Source organism: Achromobacter sp. ACM03 (assembly GCF_014851665.1).
Lineage (GTDB): Bacteria > Pseudomonadota > Gammaproteobacteria > Burkholderiales > Burkholderiaceae_B > Achromobacter > Achromobacter aegrifaciens.
Window position 1 is genome coordinate 426,697 of record NZ_JACVAD010000002.1, and the last position, 21,134, is coordinate 447,830.

The 21,134-nt window shown below is 67.8% G+C and carries 23 protein-coding genes; 16 read left to right on the forward strand and 7 right to left on the reverse strand.

Features of this window, described 5'->3' with window-relative positions; all coding sequences use genetic code 11:
* Nucleotides 1–11: 11 nt before the first annotated feature.
* Nucleotides 12–1,754, reverse strand: coding sequence for a DUF342 domain-containing protein (locus tag IB257_RS10255; protein WP_119452195.1), 1,743 nt, complete (start codon nt 1,752–1,754; stop codon nt 12–14).
* 266 nt (nt 1,755–2,020) lie between these two features.
* Here IB257_RS10255 and IB257_RS10260 point away from each other — a divergent pair, with 266 nt between their 5' ends.
* Entirely contained in the window at nt 2,021–2,773 is a 753-nt protein-coding gene (locus tag IB257_RS10260; protein WP_192352992.1) for a lytic transglycosylase domain-containing protein, read from the forward strand.
* Between the two features lie 34 nt (nt 2,774–2,807).
* Here the strand turns inward: IB257_RS10260 and hemL are convergent, their stop codons facing one another.
* The 3 genes from hemL to IB257_RS10275 are packed head-to-tail and all read right to left on the reverse strand — an operon-like array spanning nt 2,808 to nt 5,562.
* A complete protein-coding gene (gene hemL, locus IB257_RS10265) occupies nt 2,808–4,085 on the reverse strand; it encodes a glutamate-1-semialdehyde 2,1-aminomutase (protein WP_054459395.1) in 1,278 nt (425 codons plus the stop codon).
* 5 nt (nt 4,086–4,090) lie between these two features.
* On the reverse strand, nt 4,091–4,756 hold the full coding sequence (thiE, locus tag IB257_RS10270) for a thiamine phosphate synthase (RefSeq protein WP_054459393.1): 666 nt from the start codon (nt 4,754–4,756) through the stop codon (nt 4,091–4,093).
* Nucleotides 4,753–5,562 (reverse strand): bifunctional hydroxymethylpyrimidine kinase/phosphomethylpyrimidine kinase, encoded by an 810-nt coding sequence (locus IB257_RS10275; protein WP_119452196.1) that lies wholly within the window; start codon nt 5,560–5,562, stop codon nt 4,753–4,755. Before IB257_RS10275 ends, thiE begins: the two co-directional genes overlap by 4 nt.
* Nucleotides 5,563–5,717: 155 nt before the next feature.
* Between IB257_RS10275 and IB257_RS10280 the strand changes: the two genes are divergently transcribed.
* The 7 genes from IB257_RS10280 to IB257_RS10310 all read left to right on the forward strand — a co-directional run bounded on the left by IB257_RS10280 (nt 5,718) and on the right by IB257_RS10310 (nt 10,295).
* Nucleotides 5,718–5,882 carry a rubredoxin gene (locus IB257_RS10280; RefSeq protein WP_003814980.1) on the forward strand — a complete coding sequence of 55 codons (165 nt, stop codon included), beginning with the start codon at nt 5,718–5,720 and terminating at the stop codon, nt 5,880–5,882.
* Between the two features lie 152 nt (nt 5,883–6,034).
* Nucleotides 6,035–6,622, forward strand: coding sequence for a YqgE/AlgH family protein (locus IB257_RS10285; RefSeq protein ID WP_054459390.1), 588 nt, complete (start codon nt 6,035–6,037; stop codon nt 6,620–6,622).
* Complete coding sequence (gene ruvX, locus IB257_RS10290; RefSeq protein WP_054459420.1) at nt 6,615–7,016, forward strand: Holliday junction resolvase RuvX; 402 nt, start codon at nt 6,615–6,617, stop codon at nt 7,014–7,016. The genes IB257_RS10285 and ruvX overlap by 8 nt, the downstream gene beginning before the upstream one ends.
* Before the next feature lie 21 nt (nt 7,017–7,037).
* Nucleotides 7,038–7,970 carry an aspartate carbamoyltransferase gene (locus tag IB257_RS10295; RefSeq protein ID WP_192492254.1) on the forward strand — a complete coding sequence of 311 codons (933 nt, stop codon included), beginning with the start codon at nt 7,038–7,040 and terminating at the stop codon, nt 7,968–7,970.
* Nucleotides 7,967–9,256 (forward strand): dihydroorotase, encoded by a 1,290-nt coding sequence (locus tag IB257_RS10300; RefSeq protein ID WP_192492255.1) that lies wholly within the window; start codon nt 7,967–7,969, stop codon nt 9,254–9,256. The genes IB257_RS10295 and IB257_RS10300 overlap by 4 nt, the downstream gene beginning before the upstream one ends.
* Nucleotides 9,253–9,993, forward strand: coding sequence for a 1-acyl-sn-glycerol-3-phosphate acyltransferase (locus IB257_RS10305; RefSeq protein WP_054459385.1), 741 nt, complete (start codon nt 9,253–9,255; stop codon nt 9,991–9,993). The genes IB257_RS10300 and IB257_RS10305 overlap by 4 nt, the downstream gene beginning before the upstream one ends.
* 71 nt (nt 9,994–10,064) lie before the next feature.
* On the forward strand, nt 10,065–10,295 hold the full coding sequence (locus tag IB257_RS10310) for a hypothetical protein (protein ID WP_125472753.1): 231 nt from the start codon (nt 10,065–10,067) through the stop codon (nt 10,293–10,295).
* Between the two features lie 327 nt (nt 10,296–10,622).
* Here IB257_RS10310 and glpK read toward each other — a convergent pair whose 3' ends face one another.
* Complete coding sequence (gene glpK / locus IB257_RS10315; protein WP_175159706.1) at nt 10,623–12,149, reverse strand: glycerol kinase GlpK; 1,527 nt, start codon at nt 12,147–12,149, stop codon at nt 10,623–10,625.
* Nucleotides 12,136–13,590: a DHA2 family efflux MFS transporter permease subunit gene (locus IB257_RS10320; RefSeq protein WP_119451859.1), complete on the reverse strand. Its 1,455-nt coding sequence runs from the start codon at nt 13,588–13,590 to the stop codon at nt 12,136–12,138. The genes glpK and IB257_RS10320 overlap by 14 nt, the downstream gene beginning before the upstream one ends.
* Before the next feature lie 98 nt (nt 13,591–13,688).
* Between IB257_RS10320 and IB257_RS10325 the strand changes: the two genes are divergently transcribed.
* The 4 genes from IB257_RS10325 (at nt 13,689) to IB257_RS31710 (ending at nt 16,208) form a co-directional block, all read left to right on the forward strand.
* Nucleotides 13,689–13,877, forward strand: a complete 189-nt coding sequence (locus IB257_RS10325) for a DUF3460 family protein (RefSeq protein WP_042796240.1) — start codon at nt 13,689–13,691, stop codon at nt 13,875–13,877.
* Nucleotides 13,878–13,893: 16 nt separating this feature from the next.
* Nucleotides 13,894–14,784, forward strand: a complete 891-nt coding sequence (locus IB257_RS10330) for a ScpA family protein (RefSeq protein ID WP_054459290.1) — start codon at nt 13,894–13,896, stop codon at nt 14,782–14,784.
* A 36-nt stretch (nt 14,785–14,820) separates the two neighbouring features.
* Nucleotides 14,821–15,675, forward strand: a complete 855-nt coding sequence (gene panC, locus IB257_RS10335) for a pantoate--beta-alanine ligase (protein ID WP_054459288.1) — start codon at nt 14,821–14,823, stop codon at nt 15,673–15,675.
* A gap of 116 nt (nt 15,676–15,791) precedes the next feature.
* Nucleotides 15,792–16,208, forward strand: a complete 417-nt coding sequence (locus IB257_RS31710; protein WP_192492256.1) for a response regulator transcription factor — start codon at nt 15,792–15,794, stop codon at nt 16,206–16,208.
* Between the two features lie 91 nt (nt 16,209–16,299).
* On the opposite strand, the gene IB257_RS10345 is transcribed toward IB257_RS31710, so the two are convergent.
* Complete coding sequence (locus tag IB257_RS10345) at nt 16,300–17,088, reverse strand: copper resistance protein NlpE N-terminal domain-containing protein (RefSeq protein WP_175212743.1); 789 nt, start codon at nt 17,086–17,088, stop codon at nt 16,300–16,302.
* A 203-nt stretch (nt 17,089–17,291) separates the two neighbouring features.
* Between IB257_RS10345 and IB257_RS10350 the strand changes: the two genes are divergently transcribed.
* From IB257_RS10350 to IB257_RS10365, 4 genes are all read left to right on the forward strand, one after another.
* Complete coding sequence (locus tag IB257_RS10350) at nt 17,292–18,140, forward strand: A24 family peptidase (protein WP_192492257.1); 849 nt, start codon at nt 17,292–17,294, stop codon at nt 18,138–18,140.
* Between the two features lie 31 nt (nt 18,141–18,171).
* Entirely contained in the window at nt 18,172–18,801 is a 630-nt protein-coding gene (gene coaE / locus IB257_RS10355) for a dephospho-CoA kinase (protein ID WP_119451856.1), read from the forward strand.
* A 61-nt stretch (nt 18,802–18,862) separates the two neighbouring features.
* Nucleotides 18,863–19,615 (forward strand): cell division protein ZapD, encoded by a 753-nt coding sequence (gene zapD / locus IB257_RS10360; protein WP_054459281.1) that lies wholly within the window; start codon nt 18,863–18,865, stop codon nt 19,613–19,615.
* A 233-nt stretch (nt 19,616–19,848) separates the two neighbouring features.
* A complete protein-coding gene (locus tag IB257_RS10365) occupies nt 19,849–21,123 on the forward strand; it encodes an MdtA/MuxA family multidrug efflux RND transporter periplasmic adaptor subunit (protein ID WP_054459279.1) in 1,275 nt (424 codons plus the stop codon).
* Nucleotides 21,124–21,134: the final 11 nt, after the last annotated feature.

Here is a 21,134-nt window from a genome sequence, read left to right on the forward strand (position 1 = left end):
AGCGGGCAGGATCAGCGGATGACGATCTGCCCCTCTTCGACGGCGGCCTTGCCGCCGATCTGGTCTTCCAGGAATTCCTGCACCTTGTTGCCCACCTGGATCGTCGCGCCGCCGCAGAAGCGGCGCGCGGCCTGGATGGTGGCGCTGGCCAGGGGCTGCAGGTCCAGCACCAGCTGGGCTTCCTCCGCGTCCAGCGCCAGCAGGTCCTGGCTGAGCTTGACGTGGGTGTTGCGGGCGCGGTCGGCTACGTCGCCCGGGGCGCGTTGAGGATTGGCCTTCAGGAACATCAGCAGTTGCTCCAGCTTGGATTTTTCCTCGTGCATCTTCTGGCGCTTGCGCGCCAATGCCGAACGCTTGATGTCGGCATGCGGATCCAGGCCGGCCTGCACCAGCGTCGGGATGCCCGAGGGCGAACCAATGGTGCCGGCGCGTACGGCCTGCATGGCGCGGGTCTGGCCGCCGGTGATGGCGCTTTGCTGGGTGTTGGGCGGGCCGACGTTGACGCTGCCGCCGGCCGCGATGCTGCTCTGGCGGATTTCGCGCTCCACGTCTACATCCTTGCCTGCACTGATGACGGCGTTTTCGATGAACTTGGCGCGCAGTGCGCCGCCACAGACGACGCGCGCGGTGCGCGCGGCGGCGGTGGCGTCTTGCAGGGCTTCGGCCAGGCCGATGATGCCACCCTTGACCGTGACGTTGCCGCCGGCCTCGACCAGCGCAGCTTCCATGGTGCCGTTGACCATCACGTCGCCCGTCACGTGGACTTCCATGGTGGCGGCGATGTCGCCGCGCACCAGCAGCGAGCCTTCGAAATGGATGTTGCCGGTGCTGAGGTTGACGGCGTCGACTTCGACCAGCGGATTGACCTGCACGCCGTGGCTGACCAGGGTGGGCGTACCGGCGATGGTGGCGCGCAGCAGCAGCGGATCTTCCGGGTCGACGGCGGCGCCGGACAGGTCGCTGGCGAACGGCGTGTCAGGCAGTTCGTTGGGCAGGATCGGTTCGCCCAGCACGGTGCTGCCGTCCACGCCGGGCAGGGGCGGCGTGCGCCGCATCAGTGGCATGCCGGGCGTGACCAGCAGCAGGCTGCCGAGGTCGCGGTAGTCGACCTGGGCCAGTTCGTCGATATCCTGGCCGCGGGGCTTGAGGCGGTCCAGCAGGCTTTCGAAGCGCGTCGGGGTGCCGCGGGTGGGCGGCGTGCCGCGGGCGATCTGCGTGGTTTCGCGCCGGCCCTGCGTGACGGCGTCGATCAGCTCCTGTTCCAGGATGCCGTGGACAATGCCGCGTTCGGCCAGCACCTGGCGCACGGCTTCCAACGTGACGGGCTTGCCGCCCTTGGGCGGGAGCAGGGTTAGCAGGGCGGACATGCGCTCGGCGTCCAGTTCCAGCTCTAGTGAGCCGTCGATGACCTGGCCGACCGGGGCCTTCACGGTTTCGTTGGCGTGGCGGCACAGGTCGATGAAGGTCAGGACGGCCTGGCTGTCCAGCGCCTCGGCACCCCAGCCCTGAGCGACGGCCGCCGCTGCCAGGGTGTCCCAGCTGGGCAGGTCGGCATTGACGTTGGGACGCGGTTCGTCGTCGTCGACCGCGACGCTGACCTCGGTGTCCAGGGCGGTTGCGCCGTCTGTCTCGGCTGGCGAGGCGGGCGCCAGGGCGGAATCCGCCGAGTCGGGACGCGCGGGCGGCGTGTAGACCGCCGTCAGGACGTTGGTCGTGGCGTCCAGCGTCAGCCGGAGCGTGTTTTCTGCGTCCATCTTGCCTCTCTCCAGCCTGGTGTTTCTGCCAGGTGAAATTATTTGGTAATCATAGGAAATATTAAGTCATATTCTATCCCAAGCGTTATAGGCTACTGGAAAGTAGGTGGGGCAAATTCCGCCGCATGCCCTAGTTCTGCCCCTGTTTGCCCCTGGGATGGGGACCGTCCGGGCAGGACTAGGGCGTCGGTACTAGCGACAAAAGGGCGTTGCCGCAGCAGCATAGGAGCTCGATTCCGCGTCTTCGGACGCCGCCGGAGCCGCCCATGCACCGCCATCCCTGTCCCGTCCTGCCGGCCCTGCGCGCCTTCGCGGCGCGCGCCGCGGGCATGGCGGCGCTGGCGGCCCTGGTGAGCGGCGTTCTGGCCCTGGCGCCCGCCGGTTCCGCCCAGGCGGCCGACATCTATCGCTACAAGGATCCGTATGGCGTGTGGCGGTCGATGAAGGTGCCCACGGGTTACGCCAAGTATTACAAGCGGGCGCAGGCCAGGACCGCCTGGCGCGGCAGCGGCATGAAGGTCTGTCTGGACTGCGAGCCCAAGTCCGGCGATGGCGCGCGCCTGGTGACGCTGGCCTCTGCCTCGCGCGCGCAGCGTTGGGAAGACCTGAAGGTGCCGCAGGCGCATGACGGGCTGATTGCCCGGGCGGCCCGGGAGTCGGGCGTGGACCAGGCCTTGCTCAGGGCCGTGATCGCAATCGAATCGGGCTTTCGCAGCGATGCGCGTTCGCCCAAGGGGGCGTTGGGCCTGATGCAGTTGATGCCTGCCACCGCGGCGCCGCTGCTTTCAGTGGCTGACGTGGAGACGGCGCTGGTGGATCCGGCGACCAATGTGAACGCGGGCTCGCGCCATCTGCGCCGGCTGATCGACCAGTATCCGGGCCGGCTGGATCTGGCGCTGGCGGCCTATAACGCGGGGGAAGGGGCGGTGCGCAAATATGACGCCGTGCCTCCCTATGCGGAAACCCAGGCGTACGTGCGGGATGTGACCGCCTTGTACGAGCACTACAAGGCGCCTTGAAGGGGAGCGGCCGCGGGCCGGCTCCCCGGCGTCGTTACATGGACGCGAAGACCTTTTCGGCGATGTCCAGGGTGGACTTGATCACCGCGTCGTCGTGCGTGGCCGAGACAAAGCCCGCTTCGAAGGCGGACGGCGCGAAGTGCACGCCGTGGTCCAGCATGGCATGGAAGAAGCGATTGAACGCCGCCGTGTCGCAGGCCGAGACTTCGGCGAACGAGGTCGGGACCTTATCGCTGAAGTAGATGCCGAACATGCCGCCCACCGAGTCGGCCGAGAAGGCCAGGCCCGCGGCGCGGGCGCGTTCCTGCAGGCCCTGGGCCAGCTTGGCGGTCTGGGCCGACAGTTTGTCGTAGAAACCCGGCGCGGCAATCAGGCGCATCGTGGCCAGGCCCGCGGCCACGGCCACCGGGTTGCCCGACAGCGTGCCGGCCTGATAGACGCCGCCCAGCGGGGCGATGTGCTTCATGATCTCGGCGCTGCCGCCGAAGGCGCCCACCGGCATGCCGCCGCCGATCACCTTGGCCAGCGTGGTGATGTCGGGCTTGACGCCGGTCAGGCCTTGCACGCCTTGCGGGCCGACGCGGAAACCGGTCATGACTTCGTCGAAGATCAGCAGCGCGCCGTGCTGCGTGCAGACCTCGCGCAGGCCTTCCAGGAAGCCAGGGGCCGGCTTGATCAGGTTCATGTTGCCGGCGACCGGCTCGACGATGATGCAGGCGATGTCGGCGCCATGCTGGGCGAAAGCCTCGCGCACGGCGTCCAGGTTGTTGTATTCCAGGGTCAGCGTGTGCGAAACGAATTCCGGCGGCACGCCGGCCGAGCTGGGGTTGCCGAAGGTCAGCAGGCCCGAGCCCGCCTTCACCAGCAGGCTGTCCGAATGGCCGTGGTAGCAGCCTTCGAACTTCACGATCTTGGCGCGGCCGGTGGCGCCGCGGGCCAGGCGGATGGCCGTCATGGTCGCTTCGGTGCCCGAGCTGACCAGGCGCACCTGCTCCAGCGAGGGCAGGCGCGAGATCAGCACTTCGGCCAGCTCGATTTCCGCTTCGGTGGGAGCGCCGAAGGACAGGCCGTTGACCGCCGCGTCCTGCACGGCGCGCACCACTTCAGGATGCGAATGGCCGAGGATGGCCGGGCCCCAGGAACCGACGTAGTCGATGTACTGCTTGTCTTCCGCGTCCCACACGTACGGGCCCTGCGCGCGCTTGATGAAGCGCGGCGTGCCGCCCACGGAGCGGAAGGCGCGCACGGGCGAGTTGACGCCGCCGGGGATGCTGCGGCAGGCGCGTTCGAAAAGCTGAGCGTTACTGGACATGGCGTTCAAGGCTTGCGGTTGGGGTTTGCGGAATAGGGCGCGGAGCATGCGGCCGCGGCGGCGCGGATGCTGGGCGCTTCGAATAGCGCGGTGATGACGGCGATGGCGTCGGCGCCCGCTTGGGCCACCAACGGCGCGTTGTCGGGCGTGATGCCGCCGATGGCGACGACCGCGGGCCGGGGGGCGTCGCAGGTGTCCGTCAGGCGGCGGGCTTCGGTCAGCACCGACAGCGGCGCGCGCACGGTGTCGGGCTTGACGGTGGAGGCATACATGGCGCCGAAGGCGATGTAATCGGCGCCCGCGGCCAGCAGTTCCTGCGCGCGGCCCAGGTCGTCGTAGCTGGAGCCGCCCAGGATCAGGTCGGGACCGGCCTCGGCGCGGATGCGCGCCAGGCTTTCGTCCTCGCGGCCGACGTGCGCGCCGTCGGCGCCCACTTCCAGCGCCAGGCGCCAGTCGTCGTTGATCAGGAAGACTACGCCCAGCTCGCGGCACAGCGGCGCCAGCGCTCGGGCCTGGGCGGCGCGCACGGCGTCAGGCACATTCTTGCGGCGCAGCTGCAGCGAGCGCATGCCGCCCGCGGCGGCCTGGCGCACCGCCAGCAGCAGGCGATCGGTGTCGTCCCATTCGGGGGTGACGCCATACAGGCCAGTGGGGAAGCGCAGCGCTTTCATTGGGAGGGAATCCGGTTGGGAATGCGCCGGCCCATGCCCGGCAGGAAGCTGGCGGCGACTGCCGCGTCGGCGTGCGCCAGCCCCTGGCGCACGGCTTCCGGCATTTCCAGGCCGCGAGCCAGCATGGCCGCGATGGCAGTGGCGGCCACGCCGCCGGCGTCGCCGTTGCGGTCCGGGGGCGCCTGCCAGGGCAGGGTGGCGGTCTGACCGTTGGGGCCTAGCAGCATGTTGGCGTAGTGGCCGGGCCGCTGCGGGCTGCCCAGAACCAGGACCCATTCCGCGCCCGCCGCCAGCAGGGCGTGCATGGGTGTCGGTGCGTCCCCGATATCAATGTCGCCGTCGGCGTGCCACTGCGCCAGGCGCAGGTGCTCGATGATCAGCAGGTCCGTCTGCGGCAGCACCAGCTCCAGGGTGGCGGCCAGCAGGTCGTCGGCATCGTCCTCGTCGGCGGCGTCGGCCGGCGGCTGGGCGCGCTGGCCCAGATGCAGGACCAGCGGCACCTGGCTGTAATCGGCGGCGATCTGCGCTGCGACGCTGGCGGTTTCCGCGGTGTATAGTCCGCCCACCTTGATGGCCTGCACGGACATGTCTTCGAGCAGGCAGCGCGCCTGATCGTCCAGCAGGTCGGGTGTAACGGGATGGATTTCTTCGATGCCGGCGGTATCCCGCACGGTCAGCGCGGTCACGGCCGCGAGGCCATGGCAACCCAGGCCGGCACAAGTGACGGCATCTGCCGGCAAGCCGTCGGAACCCGAGGGATCGAGCGGACCGAAGACCAAAACGAGAGGGGGAGTAACGGGGGCCACTTGGACAGCGTTAGAGTGGGGGGGCGCCCGGACTCATTTGCGGTGAATCAGGGGAACCCCTATTGGGTTTCGGTAAGATTGTCCCCATTCTAATGGAAGCCCCTCACCTTTGCCCTGATGCCGGGCAAGGGCCTGGATTGATGTAAGAGAGAACTATGCGTACTTGGATGTGTTTGATTTGCGGCTGGGTCTATGACGAAGAGGCCGGCCTGCCCGACGAAGGCATTGCGCCCGGCACCCGCTGGGAAGACGTGCCCCCGAACTGGGTCTGTCCTGAATGCGGCGCCCGCAAAGAGGACTTCGAATTGATGGAAATCTGAGGCCATAGCGCCGACATATTCCGCCAAGGCTCGTAAGATGGGGCTAGGCCCCATCCCTCGCAACCGTGGACCCGACTGCCGCCAGGCATGATGCTTGCTGGATACGCGCGGCCTCCCCACGGTTCTTTCAGATTACCCATGTAGGGGTTGCCATGACGGAAAAACATCACGAAGACGCCGCGACGCAGGCAGCCAATTTTGCCAACCAGTTCCTGATCGCCATGCCCGGCATGGTGGAAGGCAGCCTGGCGGGTTCGGTCATCTATGTCTGCGAACACACCGAACGTGGCGCGCTGGGCCTGGTCATCAACCGGCCCACCGACCTGACGCTGGGCACCTTGTTCGAGCGCATCGACCTGACACTCGAAATCGGTCCCGTGAAGGACACCCTGGTCTTCTTTGGCGGTCCGGTGCAGACCGACCGCGGTTTCGTGCTGCACGCGCCGGCCGGCGACTACAGCTCCAGCATCAAGCTGGGCGACATGGCGCTGACCACCTCGCGCGACGTGCTGCAGGCCGTGGCCGACGGCAAGGGGCCGGCCCGCATGCTGGTCACGCTGGGTTATGCCGGTTGGGGCGCGGGCCAGCTCGAGAGCGAGATGGCGCAGAACGCCTGGCTCAGCGTGGGCGCTGACGACGACATCATTTTCGACGTGCCCCCCGAGGAACGCTATCCGGCCGCGCTGAAGCTGCTGGGCATCGATCCGGTGATGCTGGCGGGCGATGCCGGACATGCCTGAAGAGACCCTGCTTGCCTTCGATTTCGGCGAGAAGAAGATCGGCATCGCCATCGGCAATACGCTGACGCGCCAGGCGCGTCCGCTGGAAATCATCTTCAGCGAAGTCCGCGAGGCGCGCTTCGGCCGCATCGCGGCGCTCTTGCAGGAGTGGCAGCCCCACCGTGTCGTGGTGGGTCTGGCCCTGGACGCCGACGGCGGCGAGCAACCCGCCACCGCGCGCTGCCGCCGCTTTGCCAATCAATTGCACGGCCGCTTCGGCCTCGCCGTCGAACTGGTCGACGAACGCGGTTCCAGCATGGAGGCGCAGCGCCTGCTGGGCACCCATGCGGCGGACGACGCGATGGCGGCGGCTGTTATCCTGCAACGATACCTGGACACCCTGCCTGCGGCTTGATGCACGCGGTCCGGACTGCCTATGCTCAATCCGCAACTCGATCGCCGCGGCGAACTGATACACCTGTTGACCACCGAAGGGCTGCCCCGCAGGCACGTCGAACGGCTGCTGGACGCGGCGCGCGCGTGGGCGGCGCGCGGCGATACAACGGGAGAGGCGCCAGCCGGCCCGTCGTCCGCGATGCCGGTATTCCTGTGCCTGCCCGATGAGTCCACGCAAGACCGCGATGCCTTTGCCGCCGCCGCGCAGCGCGTGTCGCTGTCTGCGGTCATGCTGGATCCGCAGGCCGGCGACGCGCTGGCCGCAACCGTCTCGCGCCTGGCCCCGGGCCTGCTGGTGCTGCGCCATGGCGCCAGCGGCGCGGCGCATTGCGCGGCCGCGCACGCGGCGCCGGGCCTGCGCATCCTCAACGCAGGCGACGGCTGCCACGCCGATCCCTTGCCCGCGCTGGCGCTGGTGCAAGCCATGCTCGACGCGCGGCAGGACCTGACCAACCTGGCTGTGACGCTGGTGGGCGACATCCGCCACTCGCGCGTGGCGCGTTCCGTCATCCATGCCATGACCACGCTGGGCGTGCCCGAAGTCCGCGCCGCCGCGCCGCGCACCCTGTTGCCCGACGGACTGCCGCAGCTTGGCGTGCGCGCCTGCGCCTCGCTGCGCGAGGGCTTGCAGGATGCAGACGTCATCATCGCGCTGCCCTTGCAAGTGGAAGGCATCAGCGGCGCGCAACTCCCTTCCGCACGCGAATACGCGCAGGCCTACGGCCTGACGCCGGATGCCCTGGCCGCGGCCCGCTCCGATGCCCTGCTGCTGCCGGCGGGCGTGTTGACGCCCGCCATCGAGGTCGACGGCGATGTGTCGGCCAGCCTGGCGCCCATCGAGGCGCGGCTGGAGGACATCGAGCAGCATCTGCGTCTGGCCGCCTTGGAATTGCTGACCGGAGACGCGTCGTGAGGCTGCATATCGCCAATGGCCGGCTGATCGATCCCGCCAACGCGGTGGACGGACAGCACGACCTCTACATCGCCGACGGCCACGTCGTCGCCGTGGGCCGCGCGCCCGACGGTTTTCAAGCGGATCGCTCGCTGGACGCCAGCGGGCTGGCGGTGTTGCCGGGCCTGATCGATCTGTCCGCGCGCGTCACGCAACCGGGCGCGGCGGCCTTCGCCGCTGCCGAACTGCGCGCGGCGCTTGCCGGTGGCGTCACCCGGCTGGTGCTGCCACCGGACCCTGGCGCGCCGCTGGATGAACCCGGCAAGGCCGAGGCCTTGATGCGCCACGCCGAGGCCGGGCAATGCCGCGTCCATCCCTTGGGCGCGATGACGGTGGGACTGGCCGGCGAAACGCTGGCCGAGATGGGCCTGCTGGCGCAGGCGGGCTGCCTCGCCTACACGCACGGCGAACAAGGCATCGCCGATACGCGCGTGCTCTGGGGCGCGATGCGCTACGCCAGCGGCATGGGCCTGGCGCTGTGGCTGCGACCACAGGATCCGTGGCTTGCGCGCGGCGCGGTCGCCGCAAGCGGCGCCTACGCCGAGCGCCTGGGCCTCGAAGGGCTGCCGCCGCAGGCGGAAACCGTGGCCCTGCACACCATTTTTGAACTGCAGCGCGCCACCGGCGCGCGCGTGCACCTGACGCGGCTGTCCTCGGCCGCTGGCCTGGAACTGCTGCGCGCCGCCCGGCGCGAGGGCCTGCCGGTCACGGCCGACGTGTCCGTCCACAGTCTGCACCTGACTGACGTGGACATCGGCTTCTTCAACACGGACTTCCGCCTGAACCCGCCGCTGCGCGGCCAGCGCGATCGCGACGCGATCCAGGCCGCGTTGGCCGACGGCACTGTCGATGCGCTGTGCTCCGATCACAATCCGATCGACGACGCCGCCAAAGCCGTGCCGTTCCCGTTGGCCGAGCCCGGCGCTACCGGACTGGAGCTGCTGCTGTCCCTGGCCCTGAAGTGGGCGCGCGACCACCGCCGACCTCTGCCCGAAGCACTGGCGCGGGTCACTTGCGGCCCCGCCGCGGTGCTGGCCAGCGTTTCTCCGCTGGCCGCATCCGCCGGCCATCTGGGCGTGGGAGCGTCAGCGGACCTGTGCCTGGCCGATCTGGAAGCCGAATGGCTGGCGATGCCCGGCGCGCTGCAAAGCCGCAGCGGCCATACCCCGTTCGCGGGTATGATGCTGCCCGGCCGCGTACGCGCCACCGTGGTAGGTGGCAGCCTGGCCTGGGAGACTCCGGTTTGAAGCTGCTGCGCTTTGTCCTTAGGCTGTTCCTCGTGGTGCCCTGGATTCTCTTCGGCCTCTTGTGTGTAGGCCTGGTATATCCCCTGATCGGCCCCAAATCACGTGCCTGGCTGAACCGCCGCTGGTCGCGCTGCCTGATGGCTTTCTGTGGCCTGCGGGTCGTCCTCAAGGGCGAGCCGCGCCTGACCGGTCCGGTGCTGCTGGTGGCCAACCACGTGTCCTGGATCGACATCTTCGTGCTGAACTCGGCGCGCGCCACGTCCTTCGTCGCCAAAAGCGAAATCCGCAGTTGGCCGATCATCGGCTGGCTGGTGGCCGGCGCCGGCACGCTCTTCATCGAACGCGGCCAGCGCCACGCGGTGCACGCCATGGGTGAATCCATGCAAGCCCGCTTCAAGCAGGGCGACGCGGTGGGGCTGTTCCCCGAAGGCACGACGAGCGAGGGTTTCGAACTGCTGCCCTTCCACGCCAGCCTGTTCGAGCCGGCGCGTTCGGCCGCCGTCGAGATCCAGCCCGTGGCCTTGCGCTTCCTGCAGCATGGCAAGCGCAGCGGTTACGCGGCGTTCGTTGGCGAAGAGTCCTTGGTCGCGAATCTCTGGCGGGTGCTGGGGGTGACCGGACTGGCCGTCGAAGTGGTGTTCCTGCCGCCGTTGGCGGCGCGGCATCCGGACGGGAGTTTGCCTACGCGGCTGGAGTTGTCTCATCAGGCGCGGGATGCGATTTCGAGTGTGCTGTAGCGCATAAGCGCTTCGTAGGTCGTCCGTCGTCGCGGGCGGCCTTTTGGGGCTTACTCGGTGTCTTGCGTCGCATGATGACGCTGCGCGCGGGCCGTCGTCGACCTAACGCGGGTGCCGGATGGGTGGCGCGCGTGACGGTCAGCATGCGCAAGCAGTTCGCCACCGCGCGCCATCCATCACCGCCCATCCCTCATGAGCTGGCGACCATTAGCAAACCACTCGCCGCATTCGCGCAAGCGAACACAATCGAGATTCAAGAAATCACGTATGTCATTCTCGGCCGCCCGCGCGGCCGAGAATGACGGGCAGCCCAAGAATCGTCCCTGACCACAGCTCTAGCAGCGCATCAGTCCAAGATTCAAGTAGCCCATCGGCGCGGGCGCCTGAGTGGCGGGCAACCTCGATGCGCCCGAGGGAATCTGAAGGGAAGGCCGAAGGCCTGGACGAAGATGACGACGGGGCAGTCCGGAGCGAAGGCTCCGGACCGCAATCGTGGGCGCCCGCCACTCAGGCGCCCGCGCCGATGGGCGGCCTACGAAGCACTGGAACGGCGCCTCGAAACCATGCAAACGCAGCCTCGGCCGAGCTTAATACCACGAAGCAACATCGCCAGAAGCGACAAAGCCCGCCTACTTCCCAGCACTATCCGACCACCCCTTGGACAACTCCACCGCCTGCCGCCACCGCTTCATCCGCGCAGCCCGCACGGACTCCGGCCAAGTCGGTTCGAACGTCCGCTCAGCCTGCCACTTCGAGGCAAACTCCTCCAGCCCCGACCAGAACCCTACCGCCAGCCCCGCCAACCCCGCGGCCCCCAGCGCCGTCGATTCCGATACGCGCGGGCGGACCACCGGGACGCCCAGCAAATCCGCCTGCATCTGCATCAGCAGGTCGTTGCGGGCGGCGCCGCCGTCCACGCGCAGCTCGGTCAGCGCGATGCCGCTGTCGCCGTTCATGCAGGTCAGCAGTTCGGCGCTTTGCAGAGCGATGGATTCCAGCGTGGCGCGGGCGATGTGGGCGCGGGTGGTGCCGCGGGTCAGGCCCACCAGCGTGCCGCGCGCATACGGATCCCAGTGCGGCGCACCCAGGCCGGCGAAGGCCGGGACCATGAATACGTCGTCGGTGTCGGCCACGCTGGCGGCCAGGGATTCGATTTCTTCCGAACGCTGGATGATGCCCAGGCCGTCGCGCAGCCATTGCACCGCCGCGCCGGCCACGAACACGCCGCCTTCCAGCATGTAGGTCGGGCGCCAGCCGCTGTCGCCGGCCTGCGGCAGGCCCCAGCCTACCGTGGACAGCAGGTTGTTGTGGGACTGCACAGGTTTTTCGCCCACGTTCATCAGCATGAAGCAGCCGGTGCCGTAGGTGTTCTTTGCCATGCCCGGCGTGAAGCAGGCCTGGCCGAAGGTGGCGGCCTGCTGGTCGCCGGCGTTGCCGGCAATCGGGATCGAACCGCCCAACCATTCGGGCAGGGCTTCACCCACCACCGCGCTGCTGGGCGCGATGGTGGGCAGCACGCTGCGCGGGATCTTCAGCAGCGCCAGGATCTCGTCGTTCCAGTCCTGCGTGTGCAGGTCGAACAGCATGGTGCGCGAGGCGTTGCTCGGGTCGGTGCTGTGCACCGCGCCGCCCGTCAGTTGCCAGATCAGCCAGGTGTCCACCGTGCCAAAGGCCAGTTCGCCGCGATCGGCCATCTGGCGTGCGCCCGGCACGTGATCCAGCAGCCAGGCAAGCTTGGTGCCGGAAAAATAGGCGTCCAGCACCAGGCCGGTGCGCGATTGCAGGAAATCGGCGTGGCCGTCCTGGCGCAGCTGGTCGCACATGGGCGCCGTGCGGCGGTCCTGCCAGACGATGGCGCGCGCCAGCGGGCGGCCGGTGGCGCGTTCCCAGATCAGGGTGGTTTCGCGCTGATTGGTGATGCCAATGGCGGCGATGTCGGCGGCGGTGGCGCCGGCATTGCGCAGGGCTTCGCGCGCCACGTCCAGCTGGCTATGCCAGATCTCGCTGGCGTCGTGCTCGACCCAGCCCGGCCGCGGATAGTGCTGGCGGAATTCGCGCTGGCCCACGCCGCGCACCACGCCCTCACGGTCGAACACGATTGCGCGGGAGCTGGTCGTGCCCTGGTCCAGGGCTAGGACAAATTCATTCGTCGTCACTTTGTTTGGCGCCGTTCAGGTGTGCCCCGGCCAGAGGGTCGAGGCGTCTAAAGGAGAAGGTCGAAGCCATGCACAGCACGCCGACGACGATGAAGCCCGCGACGACATCGCGGATCGCCAGCGTTTCCGCGCCGCGCAGGGACATGCTGATGTTCAGCGTCACCGCGGCCACGCCCACGCCCAGGCTGATGCCCAGCTGCTGCGCCATCGCGGCGAAACTGCTGGCGCGGCTCATCTTGGACGGGGGGATGTCGGCATAGGTTAGCGTATTTACCCCGGTGAACTGCAGCGAACGGAAAAAGCCGCCGACCAGCAGGATCGCGATCATCAGCCACACCGGCGTGGTGGGCGTGAAGGCGCCGCAGACCACGATGAACGCGCCCGCCAGCACGGCGTTCACGGTCAGGACCCGGCGAAAGCCGAAGTGCTTGACGATGGGGGTGGCCACGAACTTCATCAGCAGCGCGCCCGCGGCGCTGGCGAAGGTGATCAGGCCGGCCGCGAACGGCGTGAGGCCAAAACCCACCTGCAGCAGCATGGCCAGCAGGAAGGGCGTGGCGCCCACGGCGAAACGGCACAGGTTGCCGCCCAGCGTGGAGATGGCAAAGGTGGGGATCCGCATCAGCGACAGGTCGATGATGGGGTGTTCGGTGCGCTTGGCATGCCAGCCATAGAGCAGGCCGCAGATCGTGCCGACCGCGATCAGCCCCAGCAGCACGGACGGCGGCATGACGTCGCGGCCGATGGCCTCGAAACCGCTGACCAGGGTCGCCAGGCAGATCGCGCTGAGCAGGAAGCCCGGCCAGTCCAGGCGCGGGGCGGCTTCCTCGCGGATTTCCGCGACGTAGCGCAGCACCAGGAAAATTCCCAGGATACCGATAGGGATATTGATCAGGAAGATCCAGTGCCAGGACATGTAGGTGACCATGAAGCCGCCCAACGGCGGTCCGATCACGGGGCCCAGCAGGGCCGGAATGGAAAGGAAGGACATGGCCTTCAGCAAGTCCTGCTTGGGCACGGTGCGCAGCAGGATGATGCGCCCCACCGGCACCATCATTGCGCCCGCCATCCCCTGGACGATGCGGGCCAGGACCAGTTGCGGCAGATCCTGGGACAGCGCACAGGCCACCGAGCTGAGCGTGAACAGGCCGATCGCCGCCACGAACACCCGCCGCGCGCCGTAGCGGTCGGCCGCCCAGCCGCTGACGGGCACGAATACCGCCACCGACAGCAGGTAGGAAGTAATGGCCACGTTCAGCCGTACCGGGGTCGAACCCAGGGCGTGGGCCATGGCTGGCAGGGCAGTGGCCACCACGGTGGCGTCCAGCATCTGCATGAACAGCGCACAGCCCACGATGAAGGGAATCATGCGCGCCGCGCGCGCGGCTTGCTCACTGGAAAGAGGAGCGGGGCGGGCTGCTGCTGCGGTTTCTGCGGACATGGCGGGCGGGGGCGATGGGTGCCGCGAGATTGTAACGCCGGGGGGTGGGCCGCCGTGAAGTAAACTCCCTACATCCGAAACCCATTGAAATTGGTGCCATGGCGACCAACTACGAATCCGAGATCACCCTTTTCCTGAAGGACTACAAGAAATCGCATCCTGGCACCGAAGAGCGCCAGCGCGAGGGCCGCGCCCGCCTTTGGGACAAACCGCAGGACTCGGAGCTGCTGGAAGGCTTCCGCGCGGCCCGCGTGCCGCAAAAGCCGTACGTCTACCAGGCCGACTGAGCCCATTGCGGCAATCATGGCCCAAAACGCTTCCGTCCCGGGCGACGCCCTGGCCGCGCTAGTGGAACCGCCCGTCGACAGCACCCCTGACACGATCGACAGCGTGGCGTTCGCGCGCCTGTATGGCGAGCCGCTGTTCCAGATGCCCACGGACCTGTACATCCCGCCGGATGCGCTGGAAGTGTTTCTGGAAGCGTTTGAAGGGCCGCTCGACCTGCTGCTCTACCTGATCCGCAAGCAGAACTTCAATGTGCTGGACATCCCCATGGCGGATGTCACGCGGCAGTATCTGTCGTATGTGGAGCAGATCCGCATCCACAACCTGGAGCTGGCCGCAGAGTACCTGCTGATGGCGGCGATGCTTATCGAGATCAAGTCGCGCATGCTGCTGCCGGTCAAGAAGACCGACACCGGCGAAGAGCCGGAAGATCCACGCGCCGAACTCGTGCGCCGCCTGCTCGAATACGAGCAGATGAAGCTGGCCGCCCAGAAGCTGGACGCGATGCCGCAGTTGGGCCGCGACTTCGTCAGCAGCCAGGCGGTGGCCGACCTGAGCGTCGAGCGCATGCTGCCCGAGGTCAGCGTGGACGACTTGCGCGCGGCGTGGGCCGACATCATGAAGCGGGCCAAGCTGAACCAGCATCACCACATCACGCGCGAACAGTTGTCCGTGCGCGATCACATGACGCATATCCTGCGGCGCCTGAACGACGTGCGCTTCATGGAATTCGGCGACCTGTTCATGGAGCGCGTCCGCGAAGGCGCGCCCGCGGCGGTGGTCGTCGTGCATTTCATCGCCATGCTGGAGCTGGCGCGCGAGTCCCTGCTGGAAATTACGCAGGCCGAGCCCTATGCTCCCATCTACGTGCGCCTGGCCTACACCAGCGTGTCGGCGGTCGCGGCCTGATCCTCACCGGGCTGCCCCCAACCCCGGAGAAACTCCTTGAAAGTCGTACACACCATCCAGGAATTGCGCGATCACCTGCGCGGCCAGAATCGCGTGTCCTTCGTGCCCACGATGGGCAATCTGCACGAAGGCCACCTGTCCCTGATGAAGCTGGCGCGCCAGCATGGCGATCCGGTGGTGGCCAGCATCTTCGTGAACCGCCTGCAGTTCGGTCCCAACGAAGACTTCGACCAGTATCCCCGCACGCTCGCCGCCGACATCGAGAAGCTCGAGCGCGAGCGCGACGTCTACGTGCTGTTCGCGCCGAACGAGCGCGAGATGTATCCGGAGCCGCAGAACTTCCGTGTGCAGCCCCCGGACGACCTGGGCGATATCCTGGAAGGCGAGTTCCGCCCCGGCTTCTTCGAAGGCGTCAGCACCGTGGTGCTGAAGCTGTTCTCCTGCGTGCAGCCGCGCGTGGCGGTGTTCGGCAAGAAGGACTACCAGCAGCTGATGGTGGTGCGCAACATGTGTCGCCAATTCCAATTGCCCGTCGAAGTGTTGGCGCACGAGACCGTGCGCGCCGAAGATGGCCTGGCCTTGTCCTCGCGCAACCGTTACCTCAGCGACGCCGACCGCGCCGAGGCGCCTGCGTTGTATGCCGCGTTGCGGCACGCCAACGAGCGCCTGGCCCAGGGCGAACGCGATGCCGCCGCCCTGGAGCGCGAAGCCGTCGAGACCCTGACCCGGCGCGGCTGGCAGGTGGACTACGTGGCTCTGCGCCGCCAACGCGACCTCAAGCGTCCCGAAGCCGCCGACCTGCAGGCCGGCGAACCGTTGGTGGCGCTGGCGGCGGCCAAGCTGGGCACGACCCGCCTGATCGACAATCTGGAACTGGCCTACACGGCCTGAGACGGCAAGGCCGCGGGGGTGGCGTCCATGTCCACCCCTGAAAGAACTACCAGCTTACGTGGTGGCGGGAGGCGGGTCAGACTCGGTGCAATCCTACATTGCAAGCGAGCCGCCCCATGCAAGCTCCCCGTCCCGATCTGGAAGCCGTTCTTTCTTCCCTCACTCCCCGCGAACGGCAAATCGTCACCTATGTGGCCGCCGGCCGCCCCAATAAAGTCATCGCCATAGACCTGGGCATTTCGCTGCGCACGGTCGAGGCCCACCGCTCCCGCATCTTCACCAAGCTGCAAGTGCGCAACGCCATGCAACTGGCGTGCCGGCTGTGCGAGCACGGCCGTTCCGGCGCCTCGCCCGTGCCTGGGGCGGCTGGGCCGGACCGCCGGCATGCGCTGGTTTCCATGCGCCCGCCCGGCAGCGTCAGTCCGAGCTATGTGCTGCATGAGCCGCCGACGCCAGCGTACAGCCCATGCCTGGCAAGTCCCGCTGCACGCCGTTCCGATCTTGGCGCCGACCCAGACAGCCAGTCTGGGTAGTCCAAAAGCACCGGGCCCGGCGAACGTGATGTTCGTCGGACCCGGGTAGGAAGGCTGCGCAGGCGGCGTACTCAATGGCCGCCGGCGGGCCTCAAGGACACTGGGGCGCGGCCGCCTTGGCCAATTCGTCGATCGGGTCCAGATCAGGCTGGCGGGTCAGGTTGTAGTTCAGGTTGGGCGTCTGGCCGTCAATGGAGCGCACGCGCAGCACGTTGTTGGCAGCCACCACGAATTCCGCGCGGCCATTGCCCTTGCTGTCCATCAGGATGACGCGCGGCGGGCGCTCGTCGGTGGCATCCCAGCAGCCTTGCTCGGTAACCGGCGGGCCTTTCTTGGGATCGTTTTCCAGGTAGGCCACGCGGCCGCGCCAACGGCCATTGGGCGCCAGCGTAAGCGTCACGCGCTGTGCGGTGCACTGCATGGCGGGCGAGAAGCACGGCAGGGTGCCCATGTAGGTCTGCGGCTGCGGCACCAGGCTCTGCACCGCCGGGTTGGGCGCGCTGGCATTTGCCGGGCTGGCGGCGGCCGGCGCGCTTGCGGCGGATGCCGAGGTGGTGTGTTCGGTGTCTGCCGGGACTGCCTGGCCGTCTTCCGTGGTCTGACCGCCGGCGGCGGCCTGGGCGGCCTGATTCTGGTTCTTGCGGGGGGCATCCGGCTTGAGCGCGATCTGCACTTGCGACGGCGCACGGATGACGCTGCGATATCCCGCGCCCGACCCCTGGTACTGGGCGTCGGTCACGGTGCTTTCGGCGGGAGGGTCGTAGTAGCCTTCGGTTTTCTGTTGGGCACAGCCAGCTGCGCCCAATGCGGTGCCTGCGAGCAGCAGCCCCATGACGCTGAGTTTGCGGGAGCGGGTACCGATTTCTACGCGCGCGGTCATGGCAGCTTATCCGTGTGGTGAGTCTGTCTCCGATTTTACGCACTTATGCGAAGATTCGATACGTTCCCCTTAGCCGCACTTGGGCATCCTCAACACTTTATGCACTATTTACGACACGGCCGCCGCCAGCCTGCCCCGCGCACTATCGCCAGCTCCTGGCGTGGCGCCGTTGCGGCCCAGTGCCGCGCGTGTGGATGACGGCGATGCGGCATGTCTTCGATCTGCCTCTGGGCCTGTTCATCGGCCTGGCGGCGCTGGCGGGTTTGTTCGTCGGCAACTGGCTGACGGTGCTGACCCACCGGCTGCCACGCATGATGGAGCAGGAATGGCAGGCGCACTGCCAGGAAGCCTCGGGCAAGCCGCTTGCGGCGGGGCGCTATGGCCTGTGGTTGCCGGCATCGCACTGCCCCGCCTGCGACACCCCCGTGGCGGGCTGGCGGCGGCTGCCGCTGCTGGGTTGGCTGCTGTTGCGAGGTCGCTGCGGCGCTTGCGGCGTGGCCATCGGGTGGCGCTACCCGGCCATCGAACTGCTGACCTGCGCGCTGTTCGCTGCATGCGCCTGGCGGTTCGGCGCCACGCCGCTGGCGCTGTCCGCCATGGGCTTGTCGGCCATGCTGGTGGCGCTGGCCTGGATCGACTTCGAGTCCACACTGCTGCCCGACGCATTGACCCAGCCGCTGCTCTGGGCCGGGCTGCTGGTCAATCTGTTCGATGCCTATGCCAGCCTGCAGATGGCGGTGGTGGGGGCGGTGGCGGGCTACGTCTTCCTGTGGGTTATCTTTCATGTGTTCCGCCTGCTGACGGGGCGCGAGGGCATGGGCTATGGTGATTTCAAACTGCTCGCCGCGCTGGGCGCATGGTTTGGCGTGGAAGCCCTGCCGACGCTGCTGCTGAGCGCATCGTTGCTGGGCGTGCTGATCGGCGGCGCGCTGACCTTGAGCGGCCGCGCCAGTCGCGGGCAGCCATTGCCCTTTGGTCCCTATCTTGCGCTGGCGGGCGTCGTGACGCTGCTGGTGGGCGGCGAGCACGGCTTGGGGCAGTTTTTGCAATAGGGCGGTTCATGTCCTCCATGGGATGGGCGGTATGTTGAAGATAGGTCTGACGGGCGGCATCGGATCGGGCAAGACCCGGGTGGCGGACATGCTTGCAGAGTGGGGGGCGACGCTGGTCGATACCGACGAGATCGCGCGTGAGCTGACCGCCGCGGGCGGTGCTGCCATGCCTGCGATAGAACGCGAGTTCGGCCCGCGGGCATTGACGCCGGACGGGGCGCTGGACCGCGCGTGGATGCGGGATCAGGCGTTCTCGGATCCGCAGGTGCGCTTGCGGCTGGAGGCCGTGCTGCATCCCGCCATCGGGCAGGAGACCGAGCGCCAGGCCGCGGCTGCGACCGGTGCGTATCTGGTCTTCGTGGTGCCGCTGCTGGTTGAATCGTTGCCGCGTTGGCGCTCGCGCCTGGACCGCATCTGCGTGGTGGATTGCGACCCGGAGACGCAGGTGGCGCGGGTGCGCCAACGCAGCGGGCTGACGGAGCCTGCCATACGGCGTATCATGGCGGCACAGGCTGCGCGGGCAAGCCGTCTGGAAGTCGCCGACGACGTCATCGTCAATGACGCAGGCACTACGCCGGAACAACTGCGCGCGCAGGCGAAGATCCTGCATGACCGCTGGCTGGCGCTGGCGAGCACGACGGGCCGGCAAGCTCCGCGCTAGGCCGGCACCCCTGAATAACATTGGCCCAGCCGGCCAAACACAGATGGGCCTGTAAAGAAGCGTGATCGTTTACGAATACCCCTTCAATGAGCGCATCCGCGCTTATCTGCGGCTGGAATACCTGTTCGACAGGCTGTTCTTCTTTGCCCGCGAGGGGGACTCGCGCCTGCATCAGGTCGCCGTCACCTCCCTGTTCGACCTGCTCGATGCCTGCGAACGCACCGATGTAAAAGGCGCGGTCCTGCAAGACCTGGAACGCCAGCGCATGGCGCTGGTCGGGCTGCGCGATCATCCCGGCGTTGCACAGGATGCGCTTGAAGCCATGCTGCGCGAAATGGAAAAGGTGACCACGGCGCTGGCCGCGCCTGGCAAGACCGGCCAGTCCCTGCGCGAAAACGAATGGCTGACCAGCCTGCGCGGACGCCTGTCGGTGCCGGGCAGCGCCACGCAGGTCGACATGCCCTCGTATTTCGCCTGGCAGAACAAATCCGAGGCCGCCCGCTGCGCCGACCTGCAGGCCTGGGTGGCACCCTTCATTCCTTTGTATGACGGCCTGACCCTGGCCCTGCGCCTGCTGCGCGAATCGGGCCGCAAGTCGGACATCGTGGGCGAGCAGGGCGCCTACCAGCAGATGCTGGGCGGCAAGCAGTTCCAGCTGCTGCGGGTCTGGCTGGACCCCGCCCAGGGCGTGTTTCCCGAGATCAGTGCCAATAAGTACATGATCTGGATACGTTTTTCCACCCAGGACGGCGAATTCAAGCCCCAGCAGGTCGCCCGCGACGTCCCCTTCCAGATGACGCTCTGCACCTCATAGGATGGGTGGAGCGCGAGCATCCTCGCGCAACTCCGCCCGTTGTCCGACGCGCGTAACCCACCAAGCAGCGCTTGAATGGGGCAAGGCGGACCAAGCCTGCGGGGCCAGGCGGCCCACTTTGCCTTCCGCCCAGATTCCTGTTGCTCCCAGTTTCAACCAGGGATCGCGGCGCTGGAAACCGGGACGGTCTGGTACACAATACGGCTTTCCTCCGCCCGTGCCGGAACTGTTCCATGCCTGATAGCCGTCCCGTATCTCCGCCCACCCGTTGGACCCGCCGCCGCCTGCTTGGGCTGGCGCTGGTATTGCTCGTTGTGGCGGGCATAGCCTGGCTGGTGCTGCGGCCCGCGGCCAAGCCGGGCGGGGCGGGCGCCCCGGGGGGGCGTCCCGGGGGCCGGCCGCCAGCGGGCGCCATGATGACCCCCGCGGTGCCGGTGCGCATCGCCACGGCCGCCAAGCAGGACATCGATATCTTCCTGAAGTCGCTGGGCACGGTCACCGCCTACAACACCGTTACCGTGCGCAGCCGGGTCAGCGGCGAACTGGTGGAAGTGGCCTTCCAGGAGGGCCAGCAAGTGAAGGCCGGCGACCTGTTGGCGCAGGTGGACCCGCGGGCGTTCCAGGTGGCCCTGGACCAGGCGCGCGGCACGCAGATGCAGAACCTGGCCCAGCTGGAGAACGCCCGGCGCGACCTGCAGCGTTATCAGGCGCTGTACAAGCAGGACTCGATCGCGAAGCAGCAGGTCGACACGCAGGCCGCCCTGGTGCGGCAGTACGAAGGCACCGTCAAGAGCGACCAGGCCAACGTGGACAACGCCCGCCTGCAACTGGAATACGCGCGTATCACCGCGCCCATCAGCGGCCGTTTGGGCTTGCGCCAGGTGGACCGCGGCAATCTGGTGTCCAGCTCGGACACCAACGGACTGGTGGTGATCACCCAGACCCAGCCGATTTCCGTGGTGTTCACGCTGCCCGAGACCCAGCTGCCCGAAGTGCGCGCCGAGATCGCCGCCGGCAAGACGCTGGCGGTGGATGCCTATGACCGCGCCGACACCCGGCGCATCGCCACGGGCCAGCTGGAAACGATGGACAACCAGATCGACGTCACCACCGGCACCCTGAAGCTGAAGGCGCGTTTTGAAAACGCCGACGACGCGCTTTTTCCCAACCAGTTCGTCAACGTGCGCCTGCACGTGCTCACGCGCAAGGACGTGACCGCGATCCCCACCGCCGCCATCCAGCAAGGCTCGGCCGGCGCCTTCGTGTTCCTGGTGCAGCAGGACAACACCGTGCAGGTGCGCCAGCTGAAGCTGGGCGCCGTCAACAACGGCATGGTGGCCGTCAACGAAGGCCTGCAGCCCGGCGACCGGGTGGTCGTCGAAGGCACCGACCGTCTGCGCGCGGGCGCCAAGGTGGAAGTGGTGGGCGGCTCGGACGTGATCCCCGCCACCCGCGACAAGACCCTGGGCGCGGGCGCGCCGGCCGGCACCACGCCGCCGTCGAAGTAAGCCGGGAAACA